The sequence below is a fragment of the Pseudoduganella albidiflava genome, from assembly GCF_004322755.1.
GTDB classification, from domain to species: domain Bacteria; phylum Pseudomonadota; class Gammaproteobacteria; order Burkholderiales; family Burkholderiaceae_D; genus Rugamonas; species Rugamonas albidiflava.
This window is the reverse complement of sequence record NZ_CP036401.1, coordinates 5,252,027-5,273,408: the sequence shown is the minus strand read 5'-3', so window position 1 is coordinate 5,273,408 and position 21,382 is coordinate 5,252,027. Positions and strand designations below refer to the sequence as shown.

21 protein-coding genes are annotated in these 21,382 nt (G+C 65.1%); 16 read left to right on the top strand and 5 right to left on the bottom strand.

Annotated features, from left to right (window positions below):
- Positions 1–72: 72 nt before the first annotated feature.
- The gene (locus EYF70_RS21880) at positions 73–1,098 is read right to left on the bottom strand and encodes a CDP-6-deoxy-delta-3,4-glucoseen reductase (protein ID WP_131147291.1); all 1,026 of its coding nucleotides are present in this window, start codon (positions 1,096–1,098) and stop codon (positions 73–75) included.
- A gap of 45 nt (positions 1,099–1,143) precedes the next feature.
- Between EYF70_RS21880 and EYF70_RS21875 the strand changes: the two genes are divergently transcribed.
- From EYF70_RS21875 to EYF70_RS21865, 3 genes are all read left to right on the top strand, one after another.
- Complete coding sequence (locus EYF70_RS21875; RefSeq protein WP_229420944.1) at positions 1,144–2,067, top strand: SDR family oxidoreductase; 924 nt, start codon at positions 1,144–1,146, stop codon at positions 2,065–2,067.
- Between the two features lie 62 nt (positions 2,068–2,129).
- Positions 2,130–2,426, top strand: a complete 297-nt coding sequence (locus EYF70_RS21870) for a hypothetical protein (RefSeq protein WP_131147289.1) — start codon at positions 2,130–2,132, stop codon at positions 2,424–2,426.
- Between the two features lie 196 nt (positions 2,427–2,622).
- Positions 2,623–2,865, top strand: a complete 243-nt coding sequence (locus EYF70_RS21865; protein WP_131147288.1) for a hypothetical protein — start codon at positions 2,623–2,625, stop codon at positions 2,863–2,865.
- 138 nt (positions 2,866–3,003) lie between these two features.
- Here the strand turns inward: EYF70_RS21865 and EYF70_RS21860 are convergent, their stop codons facing one another.
- The 3 genes from EYF70_RS21860 to EYF70_RS21850 all read right to left on the bottom strand — a co-directional run bounded on the left by EYF70_RS21860 (position 3,004) and on the right by EYF70_RS21850 (position 7,896).
- A complete protein-coding gene (locus EYF70_RS21860) occupies positions 3,004–3,891 on the bottom strand; it encodes a glycine-rich domain-containing protein (protein ID WP_131147287.1) in 888 nt (295 codons plus the stop codon).
- Between the two features lie 213 nt (positions 3,892–4,104).
- Positions 4,105–5,913, bottom strand: a complete 1,809-nt coding sequence (locus tag EYF70_RS21855; RefSeq protein ID WP_229420499.1) for a CHASE domain-containing protein — start codon at positions 5,911–5,913, stop codon at positions 4,105–4,107.
- 216 nt (positions 5,914–6,129) lie between these two features.
- Positions 6,130–7,896 carry a glutamine--tRNA ligase/YqeY domain fusion protein gene (locus EYF70_RS21850; RefSeq protein ID WP_131147286.1) on the bottom strand — a complete coding sequence of 589 codons (1,767 nt, stop codon included), beginning with the start codon at positions 7,894–7,896 and terminating at the stop codon, positions 6,130–6,132.
- 141 nt (positions 7,897–8,037) lie between these two features.
- Between EYF70_RS21850 and EYF70_RS21845 the strand changes: the two genes are divergently transcribed.
- Genes EYF70_RS21845 through EYF70_RS21825 form a run of 5 tightly spaced genes read left to right on the top strand, consistent with a single transcriptional unit; the run spans position 8,038 to position 11,087 of the window.
- On the top strand, positions 8,038–8,331 hold the full coding sequence (locus tag EYF70_RS21845) for a DnaJ domain-containing protein (protein ID WP_131147285.1): 294 nt from the start codon (positions 8,038–8,040) through the stop codon (positions 8,329–8,331).
- A 30-nt stretch (positions 8,332–8,361) separates the two neighbouring features.
- A complete protein-coding gene (locus EYF70_RS21840) occupies positions 8,362–8,865 on the top strand; it encodes a hypothetical protein (RefSeq protein ID WP_131147284.1) in 504 nt (167 codons plus the stop codon).
- Entirely contained in the window at positions 8,865–9,647 is a 783-nt protein-coding gene (locus tag EYF70_RS21835; protein ID WP_131147283.1) for a hypothetical protein, read from the top strand. The genes EYF70_RS21840 and EYF70_RS21835 overlap by 1 nt, the downstream gene beginning before the upstream one ends.
- Entirely contained in the window at positions 9,647–10,519 is an 873-nt protein-coding gene (locus EYF70_RS21830; RefSeq protein WP_131147282.1) for a hypothetical protein, read from the top strand. Before EYF70_RS21835 ends, EYF70_RS21830 begins: the two co-directional genes overlap by 1 nt.
- Before the next feature lies 1 nt (position 10,520).
- Positions 10,521–11,087, top strand: a complete 567-nt coding sequence (locus EYF70_RS21825; RefSeq protein WP_131147281.1) for a hypothetical protein — start codon at positions 10,521–10,523, stop codon at positions 11,085–11,087.
- A gap of 129 nt (positions 11,088–11,216) precedes the next feature.
- Here the strand turns inward: EYF70_RS21825 and EYF70_RS21820 are convergent, their stop codons facing one another.
- The gene (locus EYF70_RS21820) at positions 11,217–12,116 is read right to left on the bottom strand and encodes a LysR substrate-binding domain-containing protein (protein WP_131147280.1); all 900 of its coding nucleotides are present in this window, start codon (positions 12,114–12,116) and stop codon (positions 11,217–11,219) included.
- Positions 12,117–12,211: 95 nt separating this feature from the next.
- Between EYF70_RS21820 and EYF70_RS21815 the strand changes: the two genes are divergently transcribed.
- From EYF70_RS21815 to EYF70_RS21780, 8 genes are all read left to right on the top strand, one after another.
- On the top strand, positions 12,212–13,423 hold the full coding sequence (locus tag EYF70_RS21815) for an MFS transporter (RefSeq protein WP_131147279.1): 1,212 nt from the start codon (positions 12,212–12,214) through the stop codon (positions 13,421–13,423).
- Between the two features lie 111 nt (positions 13,424–13,534).
- Positions 13,535–13,858: a hypothetical protein gene (locus tag EYF70_RS21810; protein ID WP_131147278.1), complete on the top strand. Its 324-nt coding sequence runs from the start codon at positions 13,535–13,537 to the stop codon at positions 13,856–13,858.
- A gap of 191 nt (positions 13,859–14,049) precedes the next feature.
- Positions 14,050–14,793 carry a glycerophosphodiester phosphodiesterase gene (gene ugpQ / locus EYF70_RS21805; protein ID WP_131147277.1) on the top strand — a complete coding sequence of 248 codons (744 nt, stop codon included), beginning with the start codon at positions 14,050–14,052 and terminating at the stop codon, positions 14,791–14,793.
- 87 nt (positions 14,794–14,880) lie between these two features.
- Positions 14,881–17,490: an alanine--tRNA ligase gene (gene alaS, locus EYF70_RS21800; RefSeq protein ID WP_131147276.1), complete on the top strand. Its 2,610-nt coding sequence runs from the start codon at positions 14,881–14,883 to the stop codon at positions 17,488–17,490.
- A gap of 268 nt (positions 17,491–17,758) precedes the next feature.
- On the top strand, positions 17,759–18,712 hold the full coding sequence (locus EYF70_RS21795; RefSeq protein WP_131147275.1) for a beta-1,6-N-acetylglucosaminyltransferase: 954 nt from the start codon (positions 17,759–17,761) through the stop codon (positions 18,710–18,712).
- Between the two features lie 276 nt (positions 18,713–18,988).
- Positions 18,989–19,216, top strand: a complete 228-nt coding sequence (locus EYF70_RS21790) for a sulfurtransferase TusA family protein (protein WP_130190229.1) — start codon at positions 18,989–18,991, stop codon at positions 19,214–19,216.
- 306 nt (positions 19,217–19,522) lie between these two features.
- The gene (locus tag EYF70_RS21785; RefSeq protein WP_131147274.1) at positions 19,523–20,272 is read left to right on the top strand and encodes an electron transfer flavoprotein subunit beta/FixA family protein; all 750 of its coding nucleotides are present in this window, start codon (positions 19,523–19,525) and stop codon (positions 20,270–20,272) included.
- A gap of 110 nt (positions 20,273–20,382) precedes the next feature.
- Positions 20,383–21,315 carry an electron transfer flavoprotein subunit alpha/FixB family protein gene (locus tag EYF70_RS21780; protein WP_131147273.1) on the top strand — a complete coding sequence of 311 codons (933 nt, stop codon included), beginning with the start codon at positions 20,383–20,385 and terminating at the stop codon, positions 21,313–21,315.
- Positions 21,316–21,382: the final 67 nt, after the last annotated feature.

Below are 21,382 nucleotides of genomic sequence, written 5' to 3'. Positions count from 1 at the left end.
GCGATCAGTAGTGAAAACGCGGCCCCGCCGTCCGGCCGGTGGGGCCGGCGGGAACCGGGATCGCGCGGGTGATTAAGGTTGGGCCAGGTCGGCTTCGGTGGTGAAGGCGTCGGCGTAGAATTCGTCTTCCGGCAGGGCGCAGCGGGCCACGAAATCGCGCCTGGCCGATTCGACGACGATCGGCGCGCCGCAGGCATACACCTGCCAGCCGCTCAGGTCGGGCAGGTCGGCCACCGCGGCCTGGTGCACATAGCCGGTGCGGCCGGTCCAGCCGTCTTCCTCGAGCGCGTCGGACACCACGGGCACATAGCTGAAGTTCGGCAGTTCGCGCGCCCACTGCTCGCACAGCGCATGCATGTACAGGTCGCGCGGCCGGCGGCCACCCCAGTACAGCACCATCTTGCGTTGCGAACCGGAAGCCTGCATCTGCTCGACGATCGCCTTGATCGGCGCGAAGCCCGTGCCGGAGGCCAGCAGCACCATCGGCTTGTCGGAATCCTCGCGCACGAAGAAGGTGCCCAGCGGACCTTCGAAGCGCAGGATGTCGCGCTCCTTCATCGTGCTGAATACCTGGTCGGTAAACAGGCCGCCCGGCATGTGCCGGATGTGCAGCGTGATCGGGCCGGCGCCGGGCGCGCTGGCCATGCTGTAGCTGCGGCGCTTGCCGTCGCGCAGCAGGAATTCGATGTACTGGCCGGCGCGGTATTCCAGCACTTCATTGGCGGGCAGCTGCAGGGTCATCACGATCACGTCCGGCGCCACTTTCTCCAGCGTGGTCACGCGCGACGGCATCTTCTTGACGGGGAAGTCGCCGCTGCCGGCCACCTCGCGGGCCGAAATCACCAGGTCGGAATGGGGCAGCGCGCAGCAGAACAGCGACATGCCCTGGGCTTCCTCTTCCTCGGACAGCGCGCGGCGCTGGTGCGGCTTGTGCGTCACGGCGCCGCTGACCACCTTGCCCTTGCAGGAACTGCAGGCGCCGTTCTTGCAGCCGTACGGCAGCCCGACGCCGGCGCGCATCGCGGCCGCCAGCACGGTTTCGTCTTCGTCGCATGCGAACTGGTGGCCGCTGGGCTGAACAGTAATCTGAAACGTCATACAATCCTTGAGATGAAAAGCTTACGCAAACAAAATTCCGGCCGGATGCCGGGCCAGCCGTCCCTGGCGCAAACGCGCTCCGACCAGCCGCGGCTCGGCAAGCCGCGCCTGCTGATCCTCGGCTGCGGCGACGTGGGCATGCGCCTGTTGCCGCTGCTTTGCGCGCGCTACCGCGTGTTCGCCGTGACGCGCGACGGGGCCGACTTCGGCGTGCTGCGCGCGGCGGGCGCGGTGCCGGTGCTGGCCGACCTCGACCAGCCGGCCACGCTGCGCCGGCTCGCTGGCCTGGCGCACACGGTACTCCACCTGGCGCCGCCGCCGGCCGCCGGCGAGCGCGACACCCGCACCCGCAATGTGACCGCCATTCTACCCGAGGCGGCCAGGGTCGTTTATGTCAGTACCACCGGTGTCTATGGCGACCTGGCGGGCCGCCTGGTCGATGAAACGCAGCCGGTGGCGCCCCGCAATATCCGGGCGCGCCGCCGGGTCGACGCGGAACGCGTGCTGCGCGGCTGGGCGCGCCGTGCCCAGGGCAAGCTCTCCATCCTGCGCGTGCCCGGCATCTATGCGGCGGACCGCCTGCCGCTGGAGCGCCTGCGCCAGGGCACCCCCGCGCTGGACGCCGCGGACGACGTCTACACCAACCACATCCACGCGGACGACCTGGCGGCGCTGGTCCGCGCGGCCCTGTACCGCGGCCGGCCGCAACGGGTCTACCACGCGGTCGACGACAGCCGCATGCGCATGGCCGAGTACTTCGATGCCGTGGCCGACGCGGTCGGGCTGCCCCGGCCGCCCCGTTTGCCGCGCGCGCAGCTGGCCCAGGTGGTCTCGCCCACGCTGCTGTCGTTCATGTCCGAATCGCGCCGGCTCGCCAACGGCCGCCTGAAGAACGAACTGGGCATGCGGCTGCGCTACCCGACTGTTGCCCATGGGCTACAAAGCGTGACAGGCGTCCGGCAGGATTGACCCGGCGCAAACGCGCGGTTGTCGCTTGCGACTAACGTAGGCAGACACCATCAGGAGGTCGTATGGACGCGAACCGCCAGCATCCCAGCAAGGAAGAAGTACGGGCCTGGATGGCCCGGCGCCGGGTTTCCTCCCGCGCCGGGTTGCCGTTGCCATCGCCGGACGAGATCCGCCGCGAACTGGGGTGGCACCAGCTGGGCTGGCACCAGGTGGGCAGGCAACAATCGCCGGCGGTGCGGCAGGAAAGCGCGGCCTTGCTGATGCCGTTCGTGCTGGCCGAACTCGCGGCATTGACGGCCGTGACGTGGTACTGGCTCCTGCTGCGGCTGGCGCGCGAGTGTCCACGACCATCCGCATAACACAGAATGTAGTAGTGGAATCTCTCCAATTCTCACGCAAGTTGCCAAAAATAAAGCAAATCGGTGTACCATATTGTCCGCATACAAACTAATTCGCCGTGAGCGATCGTTTGGCACTCCGTAGACCGGTAACGAGCCGGCGAACATTGGTAACCCTGCTACTGCTTTACAAGAGCACTGCCCGAGAGAGTTTGACATGTCATTCCTGAAAGACCTGACCGCATCCCCGTCCTATAATCCGAACCGCGTCCTCGATGCGATCATCAGCAAGCTGCAACTGAAGAACGACGCGGCATTGTCCCGCGCGCTCGAGGTGGCACCGCCGGTCATCAGCAAGATCCGCCACAATACGCTGCCGATCGGCGCCACGATCCTGATCCGCATGCACGAGATCAGCGATTACTCGATCCGCGAACTGCGCGAATTGATGACGCACTGAGTACCGGCGCGCCGGGCGATGCTGCACCGGGTGACGATCCGCTGAGTGTTGTCGCGCCGAGCGTCGATGCATTGCGTCCGTTGCGAAAAAAAACGGCCGGTCCCCACGTGGAACCGGCCGTTTTTACTTTTGGGGCGATCAGGCCAGGCGCGGGCGCTCCGTGTAGAACGCTACCGCCTTGGCGTTCTGCGCCGGCGCTGCCTCGATCCGGCCCGAGTAGGCCGTGGTGGCGCTGACGCGGCCCGAGTAGGCCGTGTCGGTACCCACGCGGCCGGAATATGCGGTTTGCGGATTCACGTTCGCATCGCTGATGCGGCCCGAGTAGGCGGTCTTCGCGGCAACGGTCGGTTCGCTGATGCGGCCCGAATAGGCAACCCGGCCGGAATACGCGGTATCGGTGCCGATCCGGCCCGAGTACGCGGTTTGCGCACTGATGCGGCCCGAATAGGCGGTGTCCGTACCGATCCGGCCGGAATACGCGGTGTCGTTGCTGATGCGGCCGGAATAGGCGGCCTCGGTGCTGATGCGCTGCGAATCGGTGGTTTCCGTCCCGATGCGGCCGGAGTAAGCGGTGTCCGTGCCGATGCGGCCGGAGTAGGCGGTGTCCGTGCCGATGCGGCCGGAGTAGGCCGGGGCGGCGTTGCGCAGGTACGGCTCGCCGAAGGTTTCCTCGTACAGTTCCTTCATCCGGTCGCCCACGCGGCGGTGCGCTTCCACGTCATCCTCGCCGCGCAGGCCGATGTACGGGAAGTGGTGCAGGAAGTAGCCGAACACCTTCTCGCAATCCACGGCGTATTTCATGGTATCGAGAATGTGGTAGTGCCAGAACGTGTCCACGTCCATCAGCGGTGCCGTCTGTTCATTCGGGAACGCCTTCATCAGGAACAGGAAGCGGCGATATTCGAACTCGACCGCATTGACCTTCTCCAGCGACCAGCCCTCTCCGGATTCTTCATGCATCAGCTTGACCTTGATGGGCTCCAGGTCGAGTTCGGCGAACGGTTTGAATTGCTCGAAAGAAATCATGTAAATCCTCTCTGGTGGTAACTGGGGAAAGTGACTGCCGGGAACGGCAATCCACGGCATGTTGATGCGTGGAAATATCCACAGGCCTCAGTATAAGATCAGATTCCGTACAGCAACGCCGCGCGTTCAATCGTGTGCGGGGTGTCAAGCGTGAAAAGGGGGATCCTGTTGCGGTTCGGCAACGGTGTGCGGAACAGCGCAGCAAAACCAGGGTCAGTTGGCGAACGCCCCGGCCGGCTGCGTGGCACGCCAGGCCATCGGCACGGTCACCGTGACGGTGGTGCCGCCGTGCGGCCGGCTGACGATCGAGCAATCGCCGCCCAGCAGGCTCATGCGTTCCTCGATGCCGACCAGGCCGAATGAGCCATTCTTGTTGCGGCTGCCGTCGTGCAAGCCGATGCCGTTATCGGCGATGGTCATGCGCAGGGTACCGCCGAGCTGGCGCAATTCGACGCGCACATGCGTGGCGCGGGCATGCTGCTGGATATTGCTGAGCGATTCCTGGAGTACGCGGAACAGCGCCACGGCACAGCGGTCATCCACGTCGGGGGTGCCCTCCGGGTCCACCACGTCGCATTCGATGCCGGAGCGCTTGCGGAACTGCGTGGTCTGCCATTCGACGGCGGCGGACAGGCCGAGGTCCAGCACGTTCGGCCGCAGGTCGTTGATGATGTTGCGCACGCTGCGGATCGTGTCGTCGATCTGCTTCAGCGTGGCGGTGGCGCGCGCATGCAGGCGCGGATGGCGCACCGACGTGCGGCTGGCCAGGATATCGGCCTCGATGCGCAGCGCCAGCAGGTTCTGCCCCAGGTCGTCATGGATCTCGCGGGCGATACGCTTGCGCTCTTCTTCCTTGATCTGCTCGGCATGGGCAGCCAGCCGGCGCAGCCGCTGGTGCGACAGTTGCAGCTTGGCCTGGCTGTCGCGCAATTCGCGCGTCATGTCGCGCGCCATCTGCAGCGCCCGGCGCCGCGACGAGACCTGGGCATGGAACAGCGCATACATCAACAGCGTGCTGACGAAGCCGACCAGGGCGGCAAGCCATGGCAGGTAGGCGTCGAACGTCGAGAACAGCGAGGAGCGGGGCGCATCGAAGTACGCTTGCCACACCCGGCCGTTGAAGTTCAGCGGCAGGCTCAGTTGCACATGGCTGTCCGGCGGCGCCTGCGCGGCGGACGGTTCGACGCTGTCGAACAGCAGGTGGCCGGGGGGCGCCTTGCTGTTCGGCGGCGTGCCGGGGGCGGTGTTGTACAGCCGCACGCGGATTTCACGCACCGGCGTATCGACCATCGCCGCCTCCACCAGGCGCGGCACCGAAAAGCCGATGCCGACCGACCCCAGGTAGGCGGCGCGCCGCTGCGGCACCGTATCGACCGGCATGTCGGCGCGGTAGACGGGCAGCCGCAGCGGCATGCCGAACTGGGTGGGCGCTTCCGGCAATTGCACCGGCAAGCCGGAGCTCGAAATCGTGCCCGTGTCACGCGCGATGTCCAGGGCCTGGGCGGCGCCGGGGCGCGATGCCAGGTCGTAGCCGAACTTGGCCTTGGCGCTGTACATCGGTTCAAGCAGCGTGATGACGGTGTAGGAAGCGCGCTGGCCGGGTGGCGAGATGCGGAATTCCGGATAGCCCAGTTCACGCACCGTCGCGCTGTGCATCTGCTGTTCGAACGCGGCGCGGCGTTCATGCGGCACGTACTGGGCAAAGTTGATGCTGGCGATGGATGGGAAGTTGTGGGGAATGTCCAGGCCGCGCACGTAGCGGTGGAAACTTTGCGGCGACATGCCTTCGCTGGCCTGGAAATGGCTGGCGGTACCGCGCAGCACGTCGGTACACGCCTTGATGCCGCCGGCAATGTTGTACTGGATGCTGCGGGCCTGGTTGCGGAAGCGGTCCAGCGCCTCGCTTTCCAGCGAATTGGCCATCCATGCATAGAAACCCGCGCCCACCAGCATCGACAGCAATACGCCGCTCCACCAGGAAGGTTTGGCTTCGTGCAGTTTTCCTGACAGAGGTTGATTCATGGACGGCGTGCGGAGGTAGCAGGGTTCGTGGTCAAAATATAGGCAGTCGGTGTGAGCTGCGTCAAGAACAAAGCCACTATCGGACGTTAATCGTTGCGGTGGCCACAGGCTTGTTCCTGCTGTCATGGACAACCGAAGGGCATTTAGTCATTGTGACTGGAGGTGTCTGGCCACGCCTGAAAAAAGGCCGCCTCGCGGGCGGCCTCGTCTGCCTGGTTACTTCGTGCTGCCCCAGCTGTCTTTCAGCGTCACGATCCGGTTGAACACGGGTTTGCCTGGCCGGGAATCGACCCGGTCGGCCACGAAGTAGCCGTGCCGTTCGAACTGGAAGCGCTGTTCGGCTTGCGCATCCTTCAGGCCCGGCTCCAGGTAGGCGGTGACGACTTCCTTGGCTTTCGGGTTGAGGAATTCCTTGAAGTCCTTGCCGCCGGCATCGGGCTGCGGATCCGTGAACAGGCGGTCGTACAGCCGCACTTCCGCTTCCAGCGCGGCGCTGGCGCTGACCCAGTGGATATTGCCCTTGACCTTGTAGTTGTTGGCGCCGTCCGTACCCGATTTACTGTCGGGGAAGTAGTTGACGTGCACCGCGGTCACCTTGCCGTTCTCGTCCTTGTCGTAACCGGTGCATTCGGCCACGAAGCCATACTTCAGGCGCACGCGCGCGCCCGGCTGGTCGCCGATCGGCGGATAGAAGCGGAAATAGCCCTTCGACGGCACTTCCATGAAGTCTTCTTCCTCGATCCACAGTTCGCGGGTGAACGGGAACGTGCGGTTGCCCAGCTCGGGGTGGTGCGGGTGCACGGGCGAGCTGCATTCCACGCTGTCGCCGGCGGGGAAATTGTCGACGATCAGTTTCAGCGGCTTGAGCACGGCGATGGCGCGCGGCGCCTTCGGATCCAGGTCTTCGCGCACGGCGCCTTCCAGCACGCCGAAGTCGATCCAGCCATCCGATTTCGTCACGCCGGTGCGCTCGGCCATCAGCTGGATGCCTTCCGGCGTGAAGCCGCGGCGGCGCATGCCCACCAGGGTGGACAGGCGCGGATCGTCCCAGCCGTCGACGATGCCTTCCTCGACCATCTGGCGCAGCTTGCGCTTGGACGTGACGATGTATGTCAGGTTCAGCCGCGAGAATTCATATTGCTTCGGCAGGGGCTTCTTGAAGAAGCCGCCTTCGGCCAGGGTTTCCAGCAGCCAGTCGTAGAACGGGCGGTGATCCTGGAATTCCAGCGTGCACACCGAGTGCGTGATGTTTTCCAGCGCATCCGAAATCGGGTGCGTGTAGTCGTACATCGGGTAGATGCACCACTTGTCGCCGGTACGGTGGTGGTGCGCGTGGCGGATCCGGTAGATGGCCGGATCGCGCAGGTTCATGTTCGGCGATGCCATCGCGTCTTCGCTGATCTTGGCGCGCAGGATGTGTTCGCCGTCGGCGTACTTGCCCGCCTTCATGTCGCGGAACAGTTGCAGCGATTCCTCGGCGGGGCGGTTGCGGAACCGCGAATTCACGCCCGGCGTATTGAAATTACCCCGGTTGGCCGCCATTTCCTCGGCGCTCTGGCTGTCCACGTAGGCGTAGCCGGCCGTGATCAGGTATTCCGCCATCTCGTACAACCGGTCGAAATAATCGCTGGCATAGTGCAGGTAGGCGTCGCCGCCGGCCGGATCCTGGTTTTCCCAGCTGAAGCCCAGCCATTTCACGCTGTCCATGATCGAGTCGACGTATTCCTGCTCTTCCTTGGCGGGATTGGTGTCGTCGAAGCGCAGGTGGCAGCGCCCCTGGTAATCGCGTGCCAGGCCGAAGTTCAGGCAGATCGACTTGGCATGGCCGATGTGCAGGTAACCGTTCGGCTCGGGCGGGAACCGGGTGATGACGGAAGGCAGTCCCTCGCGCTGGTGCGCGCCGGTGGCCAGGTCATGCTCGACGATGTTGCGAAGGAAATTCGGTGCTGGGGCCGCTGCGGCTGTCTTTTTGTCGTTGCTCATGTACGAAGGCAGGTATGGGAGTCGATTGACGGCCATTTTACCGTACGCACGCCTGCGCGGCGGGACGGCCGATGGTTTTCTATAGGATAATTCGCCCTTACGCCCACGTTTTGGACGAGAGTTACGAGGCAGGATAAAACCATGGATAATTTGTACAACGTGCTCGGCATCGCTCCGAACGCGACGGAAGACGAGATCAAGAAGATCTACCGCTCGCTGGCGATGCGCTTCCACCCGGACCGCAATCCCGAGCCGGGTGCCGACGCCCGTTTCAAGGCCATCGTCAAGGCATACGAGGTATTGTCCGACCCGGCCAAGCGGGAAGAATACAACCAGAGCCTGAACCACCGGATCATCATCGACCCGGAAGAGGAAGCCTACCAGCTATGGCGCTCCGTCTTCAGCCTGCATGGCGTGAGCCTGCCAGTGGCCTGAGTCAACAAGCATTTACGAAAAGAGTCAGCAATGAGAAGAGTACACCCCGAGTTCGCCTTCCAGGCGCGCGAACTGGCCGAGCAGATCGAGGGCATCCTCGGCGACCCGCCGGACCGCAAGAATTACCAGGCGATGACGAAGGCGCTGGTGACCGAGTATGCCAATGGCGCCGGTATCGAAGACTTGAACATGATGGCGTTCGCGCTGGTCGACGTGATCGACATCGCCGAGCCGAAGACGCTGCTGGCCGATGCCGAGGACTTCGAGTTCGGCGATCCGGCGCGAGTGTTCGCGGCCGTGTCTTGCCCGGAGGGCGAGCCGGCCCGCATGCTCGAGGCGATCGAGGAAAACCATCCGGACCTGGGCCGCCAGGCCATCGTGACCGCGTTCCTGCACAAGCACCCGCGCATGTGGGACGACGACGATACGTCGCTCGACCAGCTGGCCGAAGGCGACGAAGGCGATGACGACGAGGAAGAAGGCGGCGCCAGCGAGGAATTCACCCAGATGTTCGACCAGGAAGGAGAACGTTGATGTCCGACGAAAAGTCCAATCTGCCCGCGATCAGCAAGCAGGTGACCGAACTGGTGCTGGCCGGCTCGCTGAGCCACGCCGAGCAGGCATTCGCCGACGCGGCCGAGCAGCACGGCGACCTGGCCGTGGCCGAGGTGCTGCAGAACATTCCGCCGCATGTGACGGCGCTGCACATGGCCGGCTTCGATGGCGGCAAGCTGTCGCTGGCCACGCTGCTGGTGCCGCCCAAGGCGTGGGCCGACAGCCTGGCCTACATCGCCGCCACCTGGAACGAGGACATGATCGAGGATGATCCCGAGCGCATCGCCGAGGGGCTGTTCAATCACATCCACGGCGTGGTGTTCGGCACCGAGGACGAGGAGCGCCGCCGCGAACTGCTGCAGGAAGCTTCCGCCACCGACCATGGCGCGACCGTGTTCGCCATCGTCTTCTCGCTGGCACCGAAGGAAATGCTGGAAGTGGCCGGCGAGGTGATCTCGAAGGGCCAGTACATCACGGCGCAGTCGTCCTCCGACAGCGACGTGGTGCCGCTGGCTGTCGCCCTGGCGCAAGCCAGCGAAGATGGCTGGGACCGCGCGCTGTTCGAACTGTTCCCGGAATTCCGCCACAGTGCCGACCTGGCCGACGCCGAATACTCCGATGATCCGGACGAGGAAGAACCGTCCGTGCTGCAGCGCTCCACGAAAGAGCTGCTGTACCGGCTGCGCAAGCAGGTGCCGAGCACCCGCAGCGCCAGCGCGCGCGGCGGCCGCCGCAACCTCGGCACGGGGATCTTCTCCTGATGCTGCCGGCACTCGTACGCGAAAACCTGCCGAGACTCACGCGCGCGATCAAGCTGCTGCCGGGCGACGACCGCCCGGACGCGGCCTTGATGCTGGCCGACGAGCTGGCCGGCATCACGGCGATGGTCGCCGAGAAGTTCACCAACCACCGCACCTCCGAAGGCATCCAGAAGGCCGTCAACCTCACGGTGGGCGGTGTCTCGCTGGGCCTCGAACAGGTGCTGGCGGTGGACAGCGATGAGGCCGCGCTGGACTTCCTCGTCGATAACGGTGCCGAGGCGGCATTCCAGGCCGGCTTTCGCCAGCTGAAGGACCTGGCCGCCATGCCGGAAGATACGCTGGTGGGCGAATACGACCAGGATCCCGTGTACGCGCAGCGGCGGCTGCGCGACATCTTCTTCGATATCTGCCTGACCGACCCGAACGCGAACTGGGATGGCCCGGCGCGCTACCAGGAACAGCTGAAGCAGCGGCAGGAAGCGCAGGCCGTGGTGCGTTTCGCCAACTGGCTGCGCCGCCACAACAGCGCCGGCGCCGTCAAGGATACCGACCTGAATGCGGAAGGCGTGATCGCGCTGGCGATCATCTTCGCCGTCGAAGGCGGCGGGCGCATCGTGGCCCGCACCGGCCAGAAGGATTTCGAACGCTTCGTGAAGGCGGTGCGCGCCAACAAGCCCGACTTCGAAGCCGGCTGGGCCGAACTGGTCGCCGCCGTCCCCGCGCAGCACCACGCCGTGCTGCTGAACCGGATCGACACCTACCGCAAGGGTTGCACGGTGCTGCAGCACATCCCGGGGCGCACGGCGATGAAGACCCTGTTCGCTGAGCTGGAGAACTACGCCGGCTCCGAGCTGGACGCCGATTACGACTGACGTGGCGACCAGCCCGGCAGACATCACGGCCATTCCGGCTGACCTGATGAAGCTGGTCGAAGCGCTTCATCGGATTTCACCGAACCGTTTCCATGCGATGGTGAACCGGGCTGCCACGGCGGCCGAGTGGTACGACGCCGTGCTGGCGCTGCGCTATGCGGCCAATTCCAGGGAACTCAGGGATACCGGGGACGAGCGGGTGCACGGGCTGTGCGAGGAAATCCGGCGGCACGTGGCGCGCATCGATGACGTCTTCCAGATGGCACTGCTGCCCGCATCGCCCGGGCAGCAACGCGAATGGGAAGAGGCGCTCGCGGCCGATGGCCATGCAAGGCAGGTGTTCCGCACGGACGGCTCGCTGCACATCAGCCTGCTCGATGCGGACTTGCAGGGGACGGCATTGCACGTGCGGCGTGCCTGGAACCATGTGTGCAATTTCACCGGTTCCTGGACGGACTTCACGATCGAACTGGACGAGGCCCAGGCGGCCGACTGGCAAGCCAGGCGTGCGCGATTGCGGGCGATGCAGGAGGCCATCGAGAACCGGCGGCCGGCACGCGCGCCTTGATACATGGGGACACCGGTGACGCAGGCATTCGAGAAACGAGGTCGGCGGCGATCGTGACGCTGCAGGGCTACGAGCCGGATGGGACCGCAATCCGGTAATGCCGCCGGCCATCCGGGTCCGCCGGGTTCCCTAAGCCTCCTCTTGCGCGGCGGCCCTGGCCAGCGCCACGAATGCGGCCACCAGCGGCCCGCCGTCGTCGCTGCGCTGCGCCAGCATCAGCGCCGTCGTTGCCTGCGGGTCGGCCAGCGGCCGGTACACCACGCCTTCCATGTGAATCCCCTCGAACGAACTCGGTAGCACCGAGATGCCGCAGCCGGCGGCGACCAGCCCGATGATGGTCGACGCTTCGCCCGCTTCCATCGCGATTTGCGGCGTAAAGCCGGCGGCCCGGCACATGCGGAACAGTTGCGGGTGGATGCCGGTGCCGGCATCCTTCGGGAAGATCACGAACGGCAACCCTTCCAGGTCTTTCACGGTGATGGTTTCCATCGCCGCGATCGGCCAGTCCGCCGGCAGCACCAGGCGCAACGGGTCGTGGCGCAGGGTCGTCAGGGTAATGGTCTCGGGAATCGGCACGCTGACGGTGCGCACGAAGCCCAGGTCCAGCTCGCGTGCTTCCAGCTTCTCCAGCTGCGGCAGGGTGGCCATTTCATGGAAGGTCAGCAGCACGCCCGGATATTGCTGGCGGTAGCGCCGTACCACCGCGGCGAACAGCGTGGTGAACGGTGTCGAGAACGTAAAGCCGATGCGCAGCTCGCCAGCTTCGCCCCGCTGCGCGCGGCGCGCGGTTTCCTTGGCCTGTTCGGCCAGCGCCAGCACGCGCCGCGCGTCCGCCAGGAACAGCTTGCCCGCTTCCGTCAGCCGTACCCAGCGCTTGCTGCGCTCGAACAGCCGCGCGCCCACCTCGTGTTCCAGCGCCTGGATCTGCTGGCTCAGCGGCGGCTGGCCGATGTGCAGCCGCTCGGCGGCGCGCGTGAAGCTCAGTTCCTCGGCCACGGCGACGAAATAACGCAAGTGCCGCAGTTCCATGTTATCGCTTTAAAGTATTAATGGAGCCTCAAATATATATTGGACGCTTATACCGGGCAAGCCTACGATGGCTCCATCGTCGTTGAAAGCTCATCATGGAACGCCTCTCTCCCGCCAGCCCCGCCTTCCGGCGCACCAACCGCGCGCTGTTCTTCGGCGGCTTTTCCTGCTTTGCCCTGCTGTATTGCGTGCAGCCGCTGATGCCGCTGCTGGCGCACCAGTTCGCGCTGACGCCGGCGCAAAGCAGCCTGTCGCTGTCGGTGTCGACTGGTGCGCTGGCCGTGTCGCTGCTGCTGTCGTCGATCGTGTCCGATCGTATCGGCCGCAAGGGCCTGATGGTGACGGCGCTGTGCCTGGCCGCCGTGATGACGCTGGTGTGCGCGCTGGCGCGCGACTACCCCCAACTGCTCGCGGCGCGCGCGCTGCTGGGCCTCGGGCTGGGCGGCATGCCGGCCGTGGCGATGGCTTACCTGAGCGAGGAAGTGGAACCCGAATCGCTGGGCCTGTCGATGGGCCTGTACATCAGCGGCAGCGCGTTCGGCGGCATGCTGGGGCGGGTCGTCACGTCCACCCTGTCCGACGTGTTTTCGTGGCGCGTGGCGCTGGCGGCAATGGGCGCGGCCGGCCTGTATGCGGCCTGGGAATTCTGGCGCAGCCTGCCCGAGTCGCGCCATTTCAGGCCGGCGCAGGGCGGACTGGCGGGCATGGCGGCAGGCCTGCGCCGCCATCTGGGCGACGCCGGCCTGCCATGGCTGTACGCGCTGGCCTTCCTGCTGATGGGCTGCTTCGTCAGTGCCTACAATTTCATCGGCTTCCGGCTGCTGGGCGAGCCGTTCTCGCTGCGCCAGGGGCTGGTCGGCGGCATCTCGTTCCTGTACCTGCTGGGCATCTACAGTTCCGTGTGGGCGGGGCGCCTGGCGGATCGCCTGGGCCGCCGCAAGGTGCTGTGGGCCACGCTGTCGGCGATGCTGGCCGGCCTGTTGCTGACGCTGGCCGACAACCTGGTGGCGATCGTCGCCGGCATGGCGCTGTTCACCTTCTCGTTCTTCGCCTCCCATTCGATGGCCAGCAGCTGGGTGGGCCGCCGGGCCCGCGCGCCGCAAGCCGTGGCATCGGCGCTGTACCTGTTCTTCTATTACCTCGGCTCGAGCGTGGTCGGCTGGCTGTGCGGCGTGCTGTGGGCCCATGGCGGCTGGCCGGGCGTGGTGGCGCTGCAGGCGGCATTGCTGGGTATCGGGCTGCTGGTCGCATTGCGGCTGCGCACGCTGGTCCCCGTGGCCACGGCACTGGCGGCGAAGCCCGCATGACGGGAACTTGAGGCCTCTCAAGCATGAGCCGGACTCAGGCAACCTTCGGTCCCGTGCTCCCTCCAAGCATGAACGGCGCATCCCGCTGCCGCGCACATCACGGAGAGGACCATGGGAGAACAGGAAATCCGCAGCCGCATCAGCAGTATCCAGCTTGCCGTCGGCCAGGCCGCGCAGGCGCTGTCCGCCGAACGCAACCTGCCAGGGGAATTGCGCGACTACATCCAGAAGCTGGACCGGCAATCCGACCGCATCGCTGAAATCGTCGCGTTGCGCGACCGGGCCCGTATCGTCAAGCTGATCGCCGACATGGAACTGCTGGGTTCGCGCGCCCGCCGCGTGTGCGGCAGCGGCCTGCCGTTGTCGGCCCAGATGAAATCGGCGGTCAGCCGCATGCACAATGAACTGATCGACTTCAAGCTGCACCTGCATTGAGTTGGGGCGACGGCGCCGGCGGGCCAGGGGCCCCGCTCCCGGGACGATGCCGTGGCGAACCCCGGCCTTGTCACCGTCCCGCGGTGGCATCCGGCGCCTTACAGGGCCGCTTCGATGGTGAAGCGGCCTTTTTTTGCCCGAACGTATCCGCTTTTTGCCTTTTTCGCGGCGAGCATGGTAGTGTCGCAGCCATGTGGCACTATCCAACCATGATCGCGCACCGCGGCGGCGGCACGACCGCCCCGGAAAACACCATCGCAGCGCTGGCGGCCGGCCTGCGCCATGGCTATCGCGCGGTCGAGTTCGACGTGATGCTGTCGCGCGACGGCGTCGGCGTCGTCATGCACGATCCGGAGTTCGGCCGCACCGTGGCCGGTCCGGGCAGCGTTGCGGAAACCGACGCCGCCGATCTCGCCAGGCTCGATGCCGGCACATGGTTCGGCCCCGCGTTCGCCGGCGAACCGGTCCCGCTGTTCGTGCCGTTCGCCGAGTATTGCAAGGGCCATGGCATCTGGATGAACGTGGAAATCAAGCCGGCGCCGGGCCATGATGCCGCCACCGGGCGCTACGTGGCCGAGACGGTGCGCCAGCTGTTTCCCGCCGAAAGCGACGCGGCACGCTTGCCGCTGCTGTCGTCGTTCAGCGCCGCCGCGCTGCGCGCCGCGCGTGCCGCGGCGCCCGAACTGCCCCGCGCGATCGCCTTCGAAGGCTTGCCGGACGACTGGGAAGGGCAGGCCCGCGAACTGGGCGTGCTGTCGGTGCATGTCGACCATGCCAGGCTGACACCGGCGCTGGCGCGCGCCGTGAAAGCGGCCGGTTTCGGCCTGTTTTGCTATACCGTCAACGATGCCGCGCGCGCCCGCGCGCTGCTGTCCTGGGGCGTGGACGCGATCTGCACCGACCGGATCGACCTCCTGCCAGCCGACTTCAAGTAGTGCCAAGCGTTATATAATCAACGTTTTGCATTTCAGCCAGGGCGCCCGCCCGCCTTCAGCCTGTCTCTAATAACCTGCACCAGCCAAATGAAATCATCCGAAATCCGCGAGAAGTTCCTCAAATTCTTCGAGTCCAAGGGTCACACGATCGTCCGTTCCAGCCCGCTGGTCCCTGGTAACGATCCGACCATGCTGCTGACGAACTCCGGCATGGTGCAGTTCAAGGACGTGTTCCTGGGCCTGGATACCCGCCCGTATTCGCGCGCCACCACCGTGCAGCGCTGCGTGCGCGCCGGCGGCAAGCACAACGACCTGGAAAACGTGGGCTACACGGCGCGCCACCACACGTTCTTCGAGATGCTGGGTAACTTCAGCTTCGGCGACTACTTCAAGCGCGACGCGATCGCCTATGCGTGGGAACTGCTGACCAAGGTGTATGGCCTGCCGGCCGAGAAGCTGACCGTCACCGTCTACCAGGAAGACGACGAAGCCTACGACATCTGGGCAAACGAGATCGGCGTGCCGAAAGAGCGCATCATCCGCATCGGCGACAACAAGGGTGCCCGCTACGCATCGGACAACTTCTGGCAAATGGCCGACACCGGCCCGTGCGGCCCGTGCACCGAGGTGTTCTACGACCACGGCGCCGACATCTGGGGCGGCCCGCCGGGCTCGGCCGAGGAAGACGGCGACCGCTTCATCGAGATCTGGAACCTGGTGTTCATGCAGTTCAACCGCGATGAAGCCGGCAACATGACGAAGCTGCCGAAGCCGTGCGTCGATACCGGCATGGGCATGGAGCGCCTGGCCGCGGTGCTGCAGCATGTGCACAGCAACTACGAGATCGACCTGTTCCAGGCCCTGATCAAGGCGGCCGCCCGCGAAACCCACACGGAAGACCTGGAAAGCAAGTCGCTGCGCGTGATCGCCGACCATATCCGCGCCGCCTCGTTCCTGATCGTCGACGGCATCATCCCGAGCTCGGAAGGCCACGGCTACGTACTGCGCCGCATCATCCGCCGCGCGCTGCGCCACGGCCACAAGCTGGGCCAGACCAAGCCGTTCTTCTACAAGCTGGCCGCGGACCTGGACAAGGAAATGGGCACGGCCTATCCGGAATTGTCGGACAAGCTGGCCTACGTGCAGCAGGTGCTGAAGACGGAAGAAGAGCGCTTCGGCGAAACGCTGGAAAACGGCATGAAGATCCTGGAAGCGCAGCTGGTCAAGGATCCGCACAAGCTCGATGGCGGCACCGCCTTCACGCTGTACGACACCTACGGCTTCCCGCTCGACCTGACGGCCGACATCTGCCGCGAGCGCGGCGTGACGCTGGACGAGGAAGGCTTCACCGCGGCGATGGAAAACCAGCGGCGCACCGCGAAAGCCGCCGGCAAGTTCAAGATGGCCGCCAACGTGGCGTACACGGGCGCGAAGACGAGCTTCGTCGGCTACGAGCAGCTGGTATTCGATTCGTCCGTGATCGCGCTGTACGCGAACGGCGCGCCGGTGCAGGAACTGAAGGCCGGTGAAGCGGGCATCGTGGTGCTGGACACCACGCCGTTCTACGCCGAATCCGGCGGCCAGGTGGGCGACCAGGGCATCATCCAGAGCGCCGGCGCGAAATTCACCGTGGACGACACGCTGAAGATCCAGGCCGACGTGTTCGGCCAGCACGGCGTGCTGGAAAACGGCAGCCTGAAGGTGGGCGACAAGGTCTCCGCGCAAGTCGATACCGTGAAGCGCGCGCGCACCATCCGCAACCACTCGGCCACGCACCTGATGCACAAGGCGCTGCGCGAAGTGCTGGGCGGCCACGTGCAGCAAAAGGGCTCGCTGGTCGACCCGGACAAGACCCGCTTCGACTTCAGCCACAATGCGCCGCTGACGGCCGAGCAGATCGCGCAGGTGGAAGCGATCGTCAATGCCGAGATCCTGGAAAACCATTCGACCAAGGCCCAGCACATGTCGTTCGACGACGCCGTCAAGCATGGCGCGATGGCGCTGTTCGGCGAGAAGTATGGCGACGAAGTGCGCGTGCTGGACATCGGTTCGTCGAAAGAGCTGTGCGGCGGCGTGCACGTCACGCGCACCGGCGACATCGGCCTGTTCAAGATCGTCTCCGAAGGCGGCGTGGCGGCCGGTATCCGCCGCGTGGAAGCGGTGACGGGCGAGGGCGCGCTGGCGCTGGTGCAGGCAATGAACCGCCGCCTGAACGAAGCCGCCGCGGCACTGAAATCGACGCCGGAAGAGATCACTTCGCGCATCGGCCAGGTGCAGGACCAGGTCAAGGCGCTGGAGAAGGAATTGAACGCGCTGAAGTCGAAGCTGGCTTCCGGCCAGGGCGACGAGCTGGCCACGAAGGCCATCGACATCAAGGGCCTGAAGGTGCTGGCCGCCACGCTGGAAGGCGCCGACGTGAACGCGCTGCGCGAAACGATGGACAAGCTGAAGGACAAGCTGAAGACGGCCGCGATCGTGCTGGCGTCCGTCAACGGCGACAAGGTCAGCCTGATCGCCGGCGTGACCGCCGATTCGATCGGCAAGGTCAAGGCCGGCGAACTGGTGAACTTCGTGGCCCAGCAGGTGGGCGGCAAGGGCGGTGGCCGGCCGGACATGGCGCAGGCCGGCGGCACCAATCCGGCCGCGTTGCCGGAAGCCCTGGCCGGCGTGCAGGGCTGGGTGGAACAGCGCATCTGATGCTGTCGATCTGACGCATCTGGTCCGGCGCAAGCAGGTCAGGAAAAGGCGGCCGCGGCCGCCTTTTTTTTCGGCCGCGTCAATTGATTAAAGTGCAAGTTATGCTATACACTGCTCCCTTTGTGCCGGTTGCCGTGCGCCATGTCGCCGGCAGCGAACGCCGCGCATGGTGGCGCCGGGCCAGGCGCACCAGTCCTCGTCCTGGCGCCGGTGGCATGTCCGCCGGCCCGGGGCAAGCGATGCGGCAGCGGCATAGCAAGGAGAATGAATGCGGATTGCATACCTGATACTGGCCCACGACCAGCCGGAACTGTTCGGCCGCCTGGCCCGTGCCGTCCACGCGGAAAACGTGGCGATCTACGCGCATATCGACGCCAAGTTCGACCCGGCGGTATTTGCCTCGGCTTGCGGCGGCGTGCCCGTCGATTTCGTTCCCGACCCCGTGAAAGTGAACTGGGGCGGTTTTTCCCAGGTCGCCGCCATGCTCAAGCTGCTCGAACACGCGCTGCGGGCAGGCACGCACGACTACTACATCTTCCTCAGCGGCCGCGACTTCCCGCTGCATTCCCACGGCCACCTGCTGGAAGTGCTGCGCCGCCACCCGGGCCGCAGCTACATGAATTTCTATGCGCTGGCGGACGGGACGGACCAGGTCACCAAGATCCGCAACTACTGCTACCACGACCTGTATGCCAGGCTGCCGACGCGCTTCCTGCGCCGTGTCGCGGCCAAGGTCGTCAAGGTGATCAGCGCCCGCCTGCCGGACCGCCGTTTCGTCGACGGCATGCAAGCCTACCGCGGCTCCACGTCCTGGTGCATCAGCCAGGACATCGCGCGCCATATCGTCGATTTCACGCACGATCCGCGCAACGGCCGGTTCCTGGAATTCTTCCAGAGCGTGTCCTGCAGCGACGAGATCTATTTCCAGACCATCGTGCTGAATTCGCCCCATGCCGCCACGCTGAACCTGTATGACGTGGATGGCCGGCGCCGGCCCGGCGAGATGAAGAACGAGAACAAGGCGTCGCTGCACTACATCGACTGGAATCCCCAGCGCGAAGACCCCGCCATCCTGGTCGACCGCGACTTCGAACCGCTGTATTCGTCCGGCAAGCTGTTTGCCCGCAAGTTCGACGCGCAGCGTTCCGCCAGCCTGCTGGACAAGATCGAAGCGGTGCGGGCCGGGCAGGTGCGTGCGGCGCACGGCATGCCAGTGTCCTGAGCGCGCGTCCGCGCCGATACGACGTACACTCTGCTGCGCTGCGGTGGCATCGCATGACGCGCTGCGGCAAAGCCCGGTTTTCGCCTATACTGCGGTTTTCGGCCGCCGGCTTCCGCTTGTCTTTACTTTTGGGTATTATGTGTTGCAATTTTGCATCGAGCCGCGAAGTCTTTTGGTGCACCGCGTCACGACGCATTTTTTGGAGTAGACTGTCATGACTCAGCACAATCATTTGCGGGAATCTTGATGAGCGATACTTTACTCGACACCGAAACCATGGAATTTCACAAGGAAATCGATGCACGGGGCTTGAACTGCCCGCTGCCGATCCTGAAGGCGAAGAAGGCGCTGGCCGAACTGGAGAGCGGCCAGGTGTTGCGCATCGTGGCGACCGATCCCGGTTCCGTGCGTGACTTCCAGGCGTTCGCCAAGCAGACCGGCAATCCATTGTTGTCGCATGTCCAGCAGGGCGCTGAGTTCACTTTCCTGATGCAGCGCAAGTGACCCGAGGGCAGTGACGGCGCCGCCGCCGCAGGGCGATGGCATCAACAAGGGGACAGTTCCTGGCAGCAGGACTGTCCCCTTGTTGTTTCCATGGCTGAATCAGGCTCACTCATGGCCGACCCATGGCTGGCATTGGCGCCGGAAACGGAATTTTCAGTACCTGTCGAGCGACCCCGTCGAACAAGATTCGTTTTAGAGGACTGCTACTAACATGAAATCGTACGGTCGTGCTTTAATTCCGCCGTGGCCTGGAAAAACTTCTATAATCTAGCCCATTTCACTTATCACTTTTCCCAAAGGCATCCCATGAAAGTCCTGGTACCTGTCAAGCGCGTGGTCGACTACAACGTCAAGGTACGCGTGAAGTCCGACGGCACTGGCGTCGATATCGCCAACGTCAAAATGTCGATGAATCCGTTCGACGAGATCGCCCTGGAAGAAGCCACGCGCCTGAAGGAAGCGGGCAAGGTGACCGAGATCGTGGCGGTATCCGCCGGCGTGGCGCAGTGCCAGGAAACACTGCGCACGGGCATGGCGATCGGCGCCGACCGCGGCGTGCTGATCGAAACGACCGCCGACCTGGAGCCGCTGGCCGTGGCCAAGCTGCTGAAGGCGCTGGCCGACAAGGAACAGCCGCAGCTGATCATCCTGGGCAAGCAGGCCATCGACGACGATTCGAACCAGACCGGCCAGATGCTGGGCGCGCTGCTGGGCTGGCCGCAAGCCACGTTCGCCTCGAAAGTGGTGCTGGAAGACGGCAAGGTGACTGTGACCCGTGAAGTCGATGGCGGCCTGGAAACGCTGTCGCTGGCGCTGCCGGCCATCGTCACCACCGACCTGCGCCTGAACGAACCGCGCTACGTGACGCTGCCGAACATCATGAAGGCAAAGAAAAAGCCGCTGGAAACGATCAAGCCGGAAGACCTGGGCGTGGACGTGACGCCGCGCCTGAAGACGCTGAAAGTGGCCGAGCCGGCCAAGCGCTCCGCCGGTGTCATGGTGCCGGACGTTGCCACGCTGGTGTCGAAGCTGCGCACCGAAGCCAAAGTCATCTAACAGTCGGCGAGCCCGAAACGCATATTTTCACCCCAGGTGCAAAACCTGGGGTCTGACCCGGCGGGTCAGACCCCTGCCTCTGCCTCTGGGGTAACAGACAAGGAAAAATCATGGTCGCACTCGTCATCGCAGAACACGACAACGCCAGCCTGAAAGGCAGCACCCACCACACCGTTACCGCGGCCGCGCAGGCCGGCGGTGAAGTCCATGTCCTGGTCGCCGGCGCCAACGCCTCGGCCGCCGCGCAGCAGGCCGCGCAGATCGCCGGCGTCAGCAAGGTGCTGCTGGCCGATGCGCCGCACTTCGCCGATGGCCTGGCCGAGAACCTGGCCGAGCAGATCCTGGCCGTGGCCGGCGCTTACTCGCACATCCTGGCCCCGGCCACCGCCTACGGCAAGAACATCCTGCCGCGCGTGGCCGCCAAGCTGGACGTGGCACAGATTTCCGAGATCACCAAGGTCGATTCACCCGACACGTTCGAGCGCCCGATCTACGCCGGCAACGCGATCGCCACCGTGCAATCGACCGACAAGGTGAAAGTCATCACGGTGCGCACCACCGGCTTCGATTCCGCGGCATCCACCGGTGGCTCGGCCGCCGTCGAGAATGTCGCTGCGGTTGCCGATTCCGGCAAGTCGAGCTTCGTGGGCCGCGAAGTGGCCAAGTCGGACCGCCCGGAACTGACGGCTGCCAAGGTCATCGTTTCCGGCGGCCGCGGCATCGGTTCGGCCGACAACTTCAAGGTCCTGGAACCGCTGGCCGACAAGCTGAACGCGGCCATGGGCGCCTCGCGCGCCGCCGTCGACGCCGGCTACGTGCCGAACGACTGGCAGGTCGGCCAGACCGGCAAGATCGTCGCGCCGTCGCTGTACATCGCCGTCGGCATTTCCGGCGCGATCCAGCATCTGGCCGGCATGAAGGATTCGAAGACGATCGTGGCGATCAACAAGGATCCGGAAGCACCGATCTTCTCGGTGGCCGACTACGGCATCGTCGGCGACCTGTTCGAGATCGTTCCGGCACTGGTAAAAGAACTGGGCTGATTCCGCACGAGGGAACAAGCTGACATCGAGCCACGCTGGCCAGGCACCACCGCCCGGCCACCGTGGC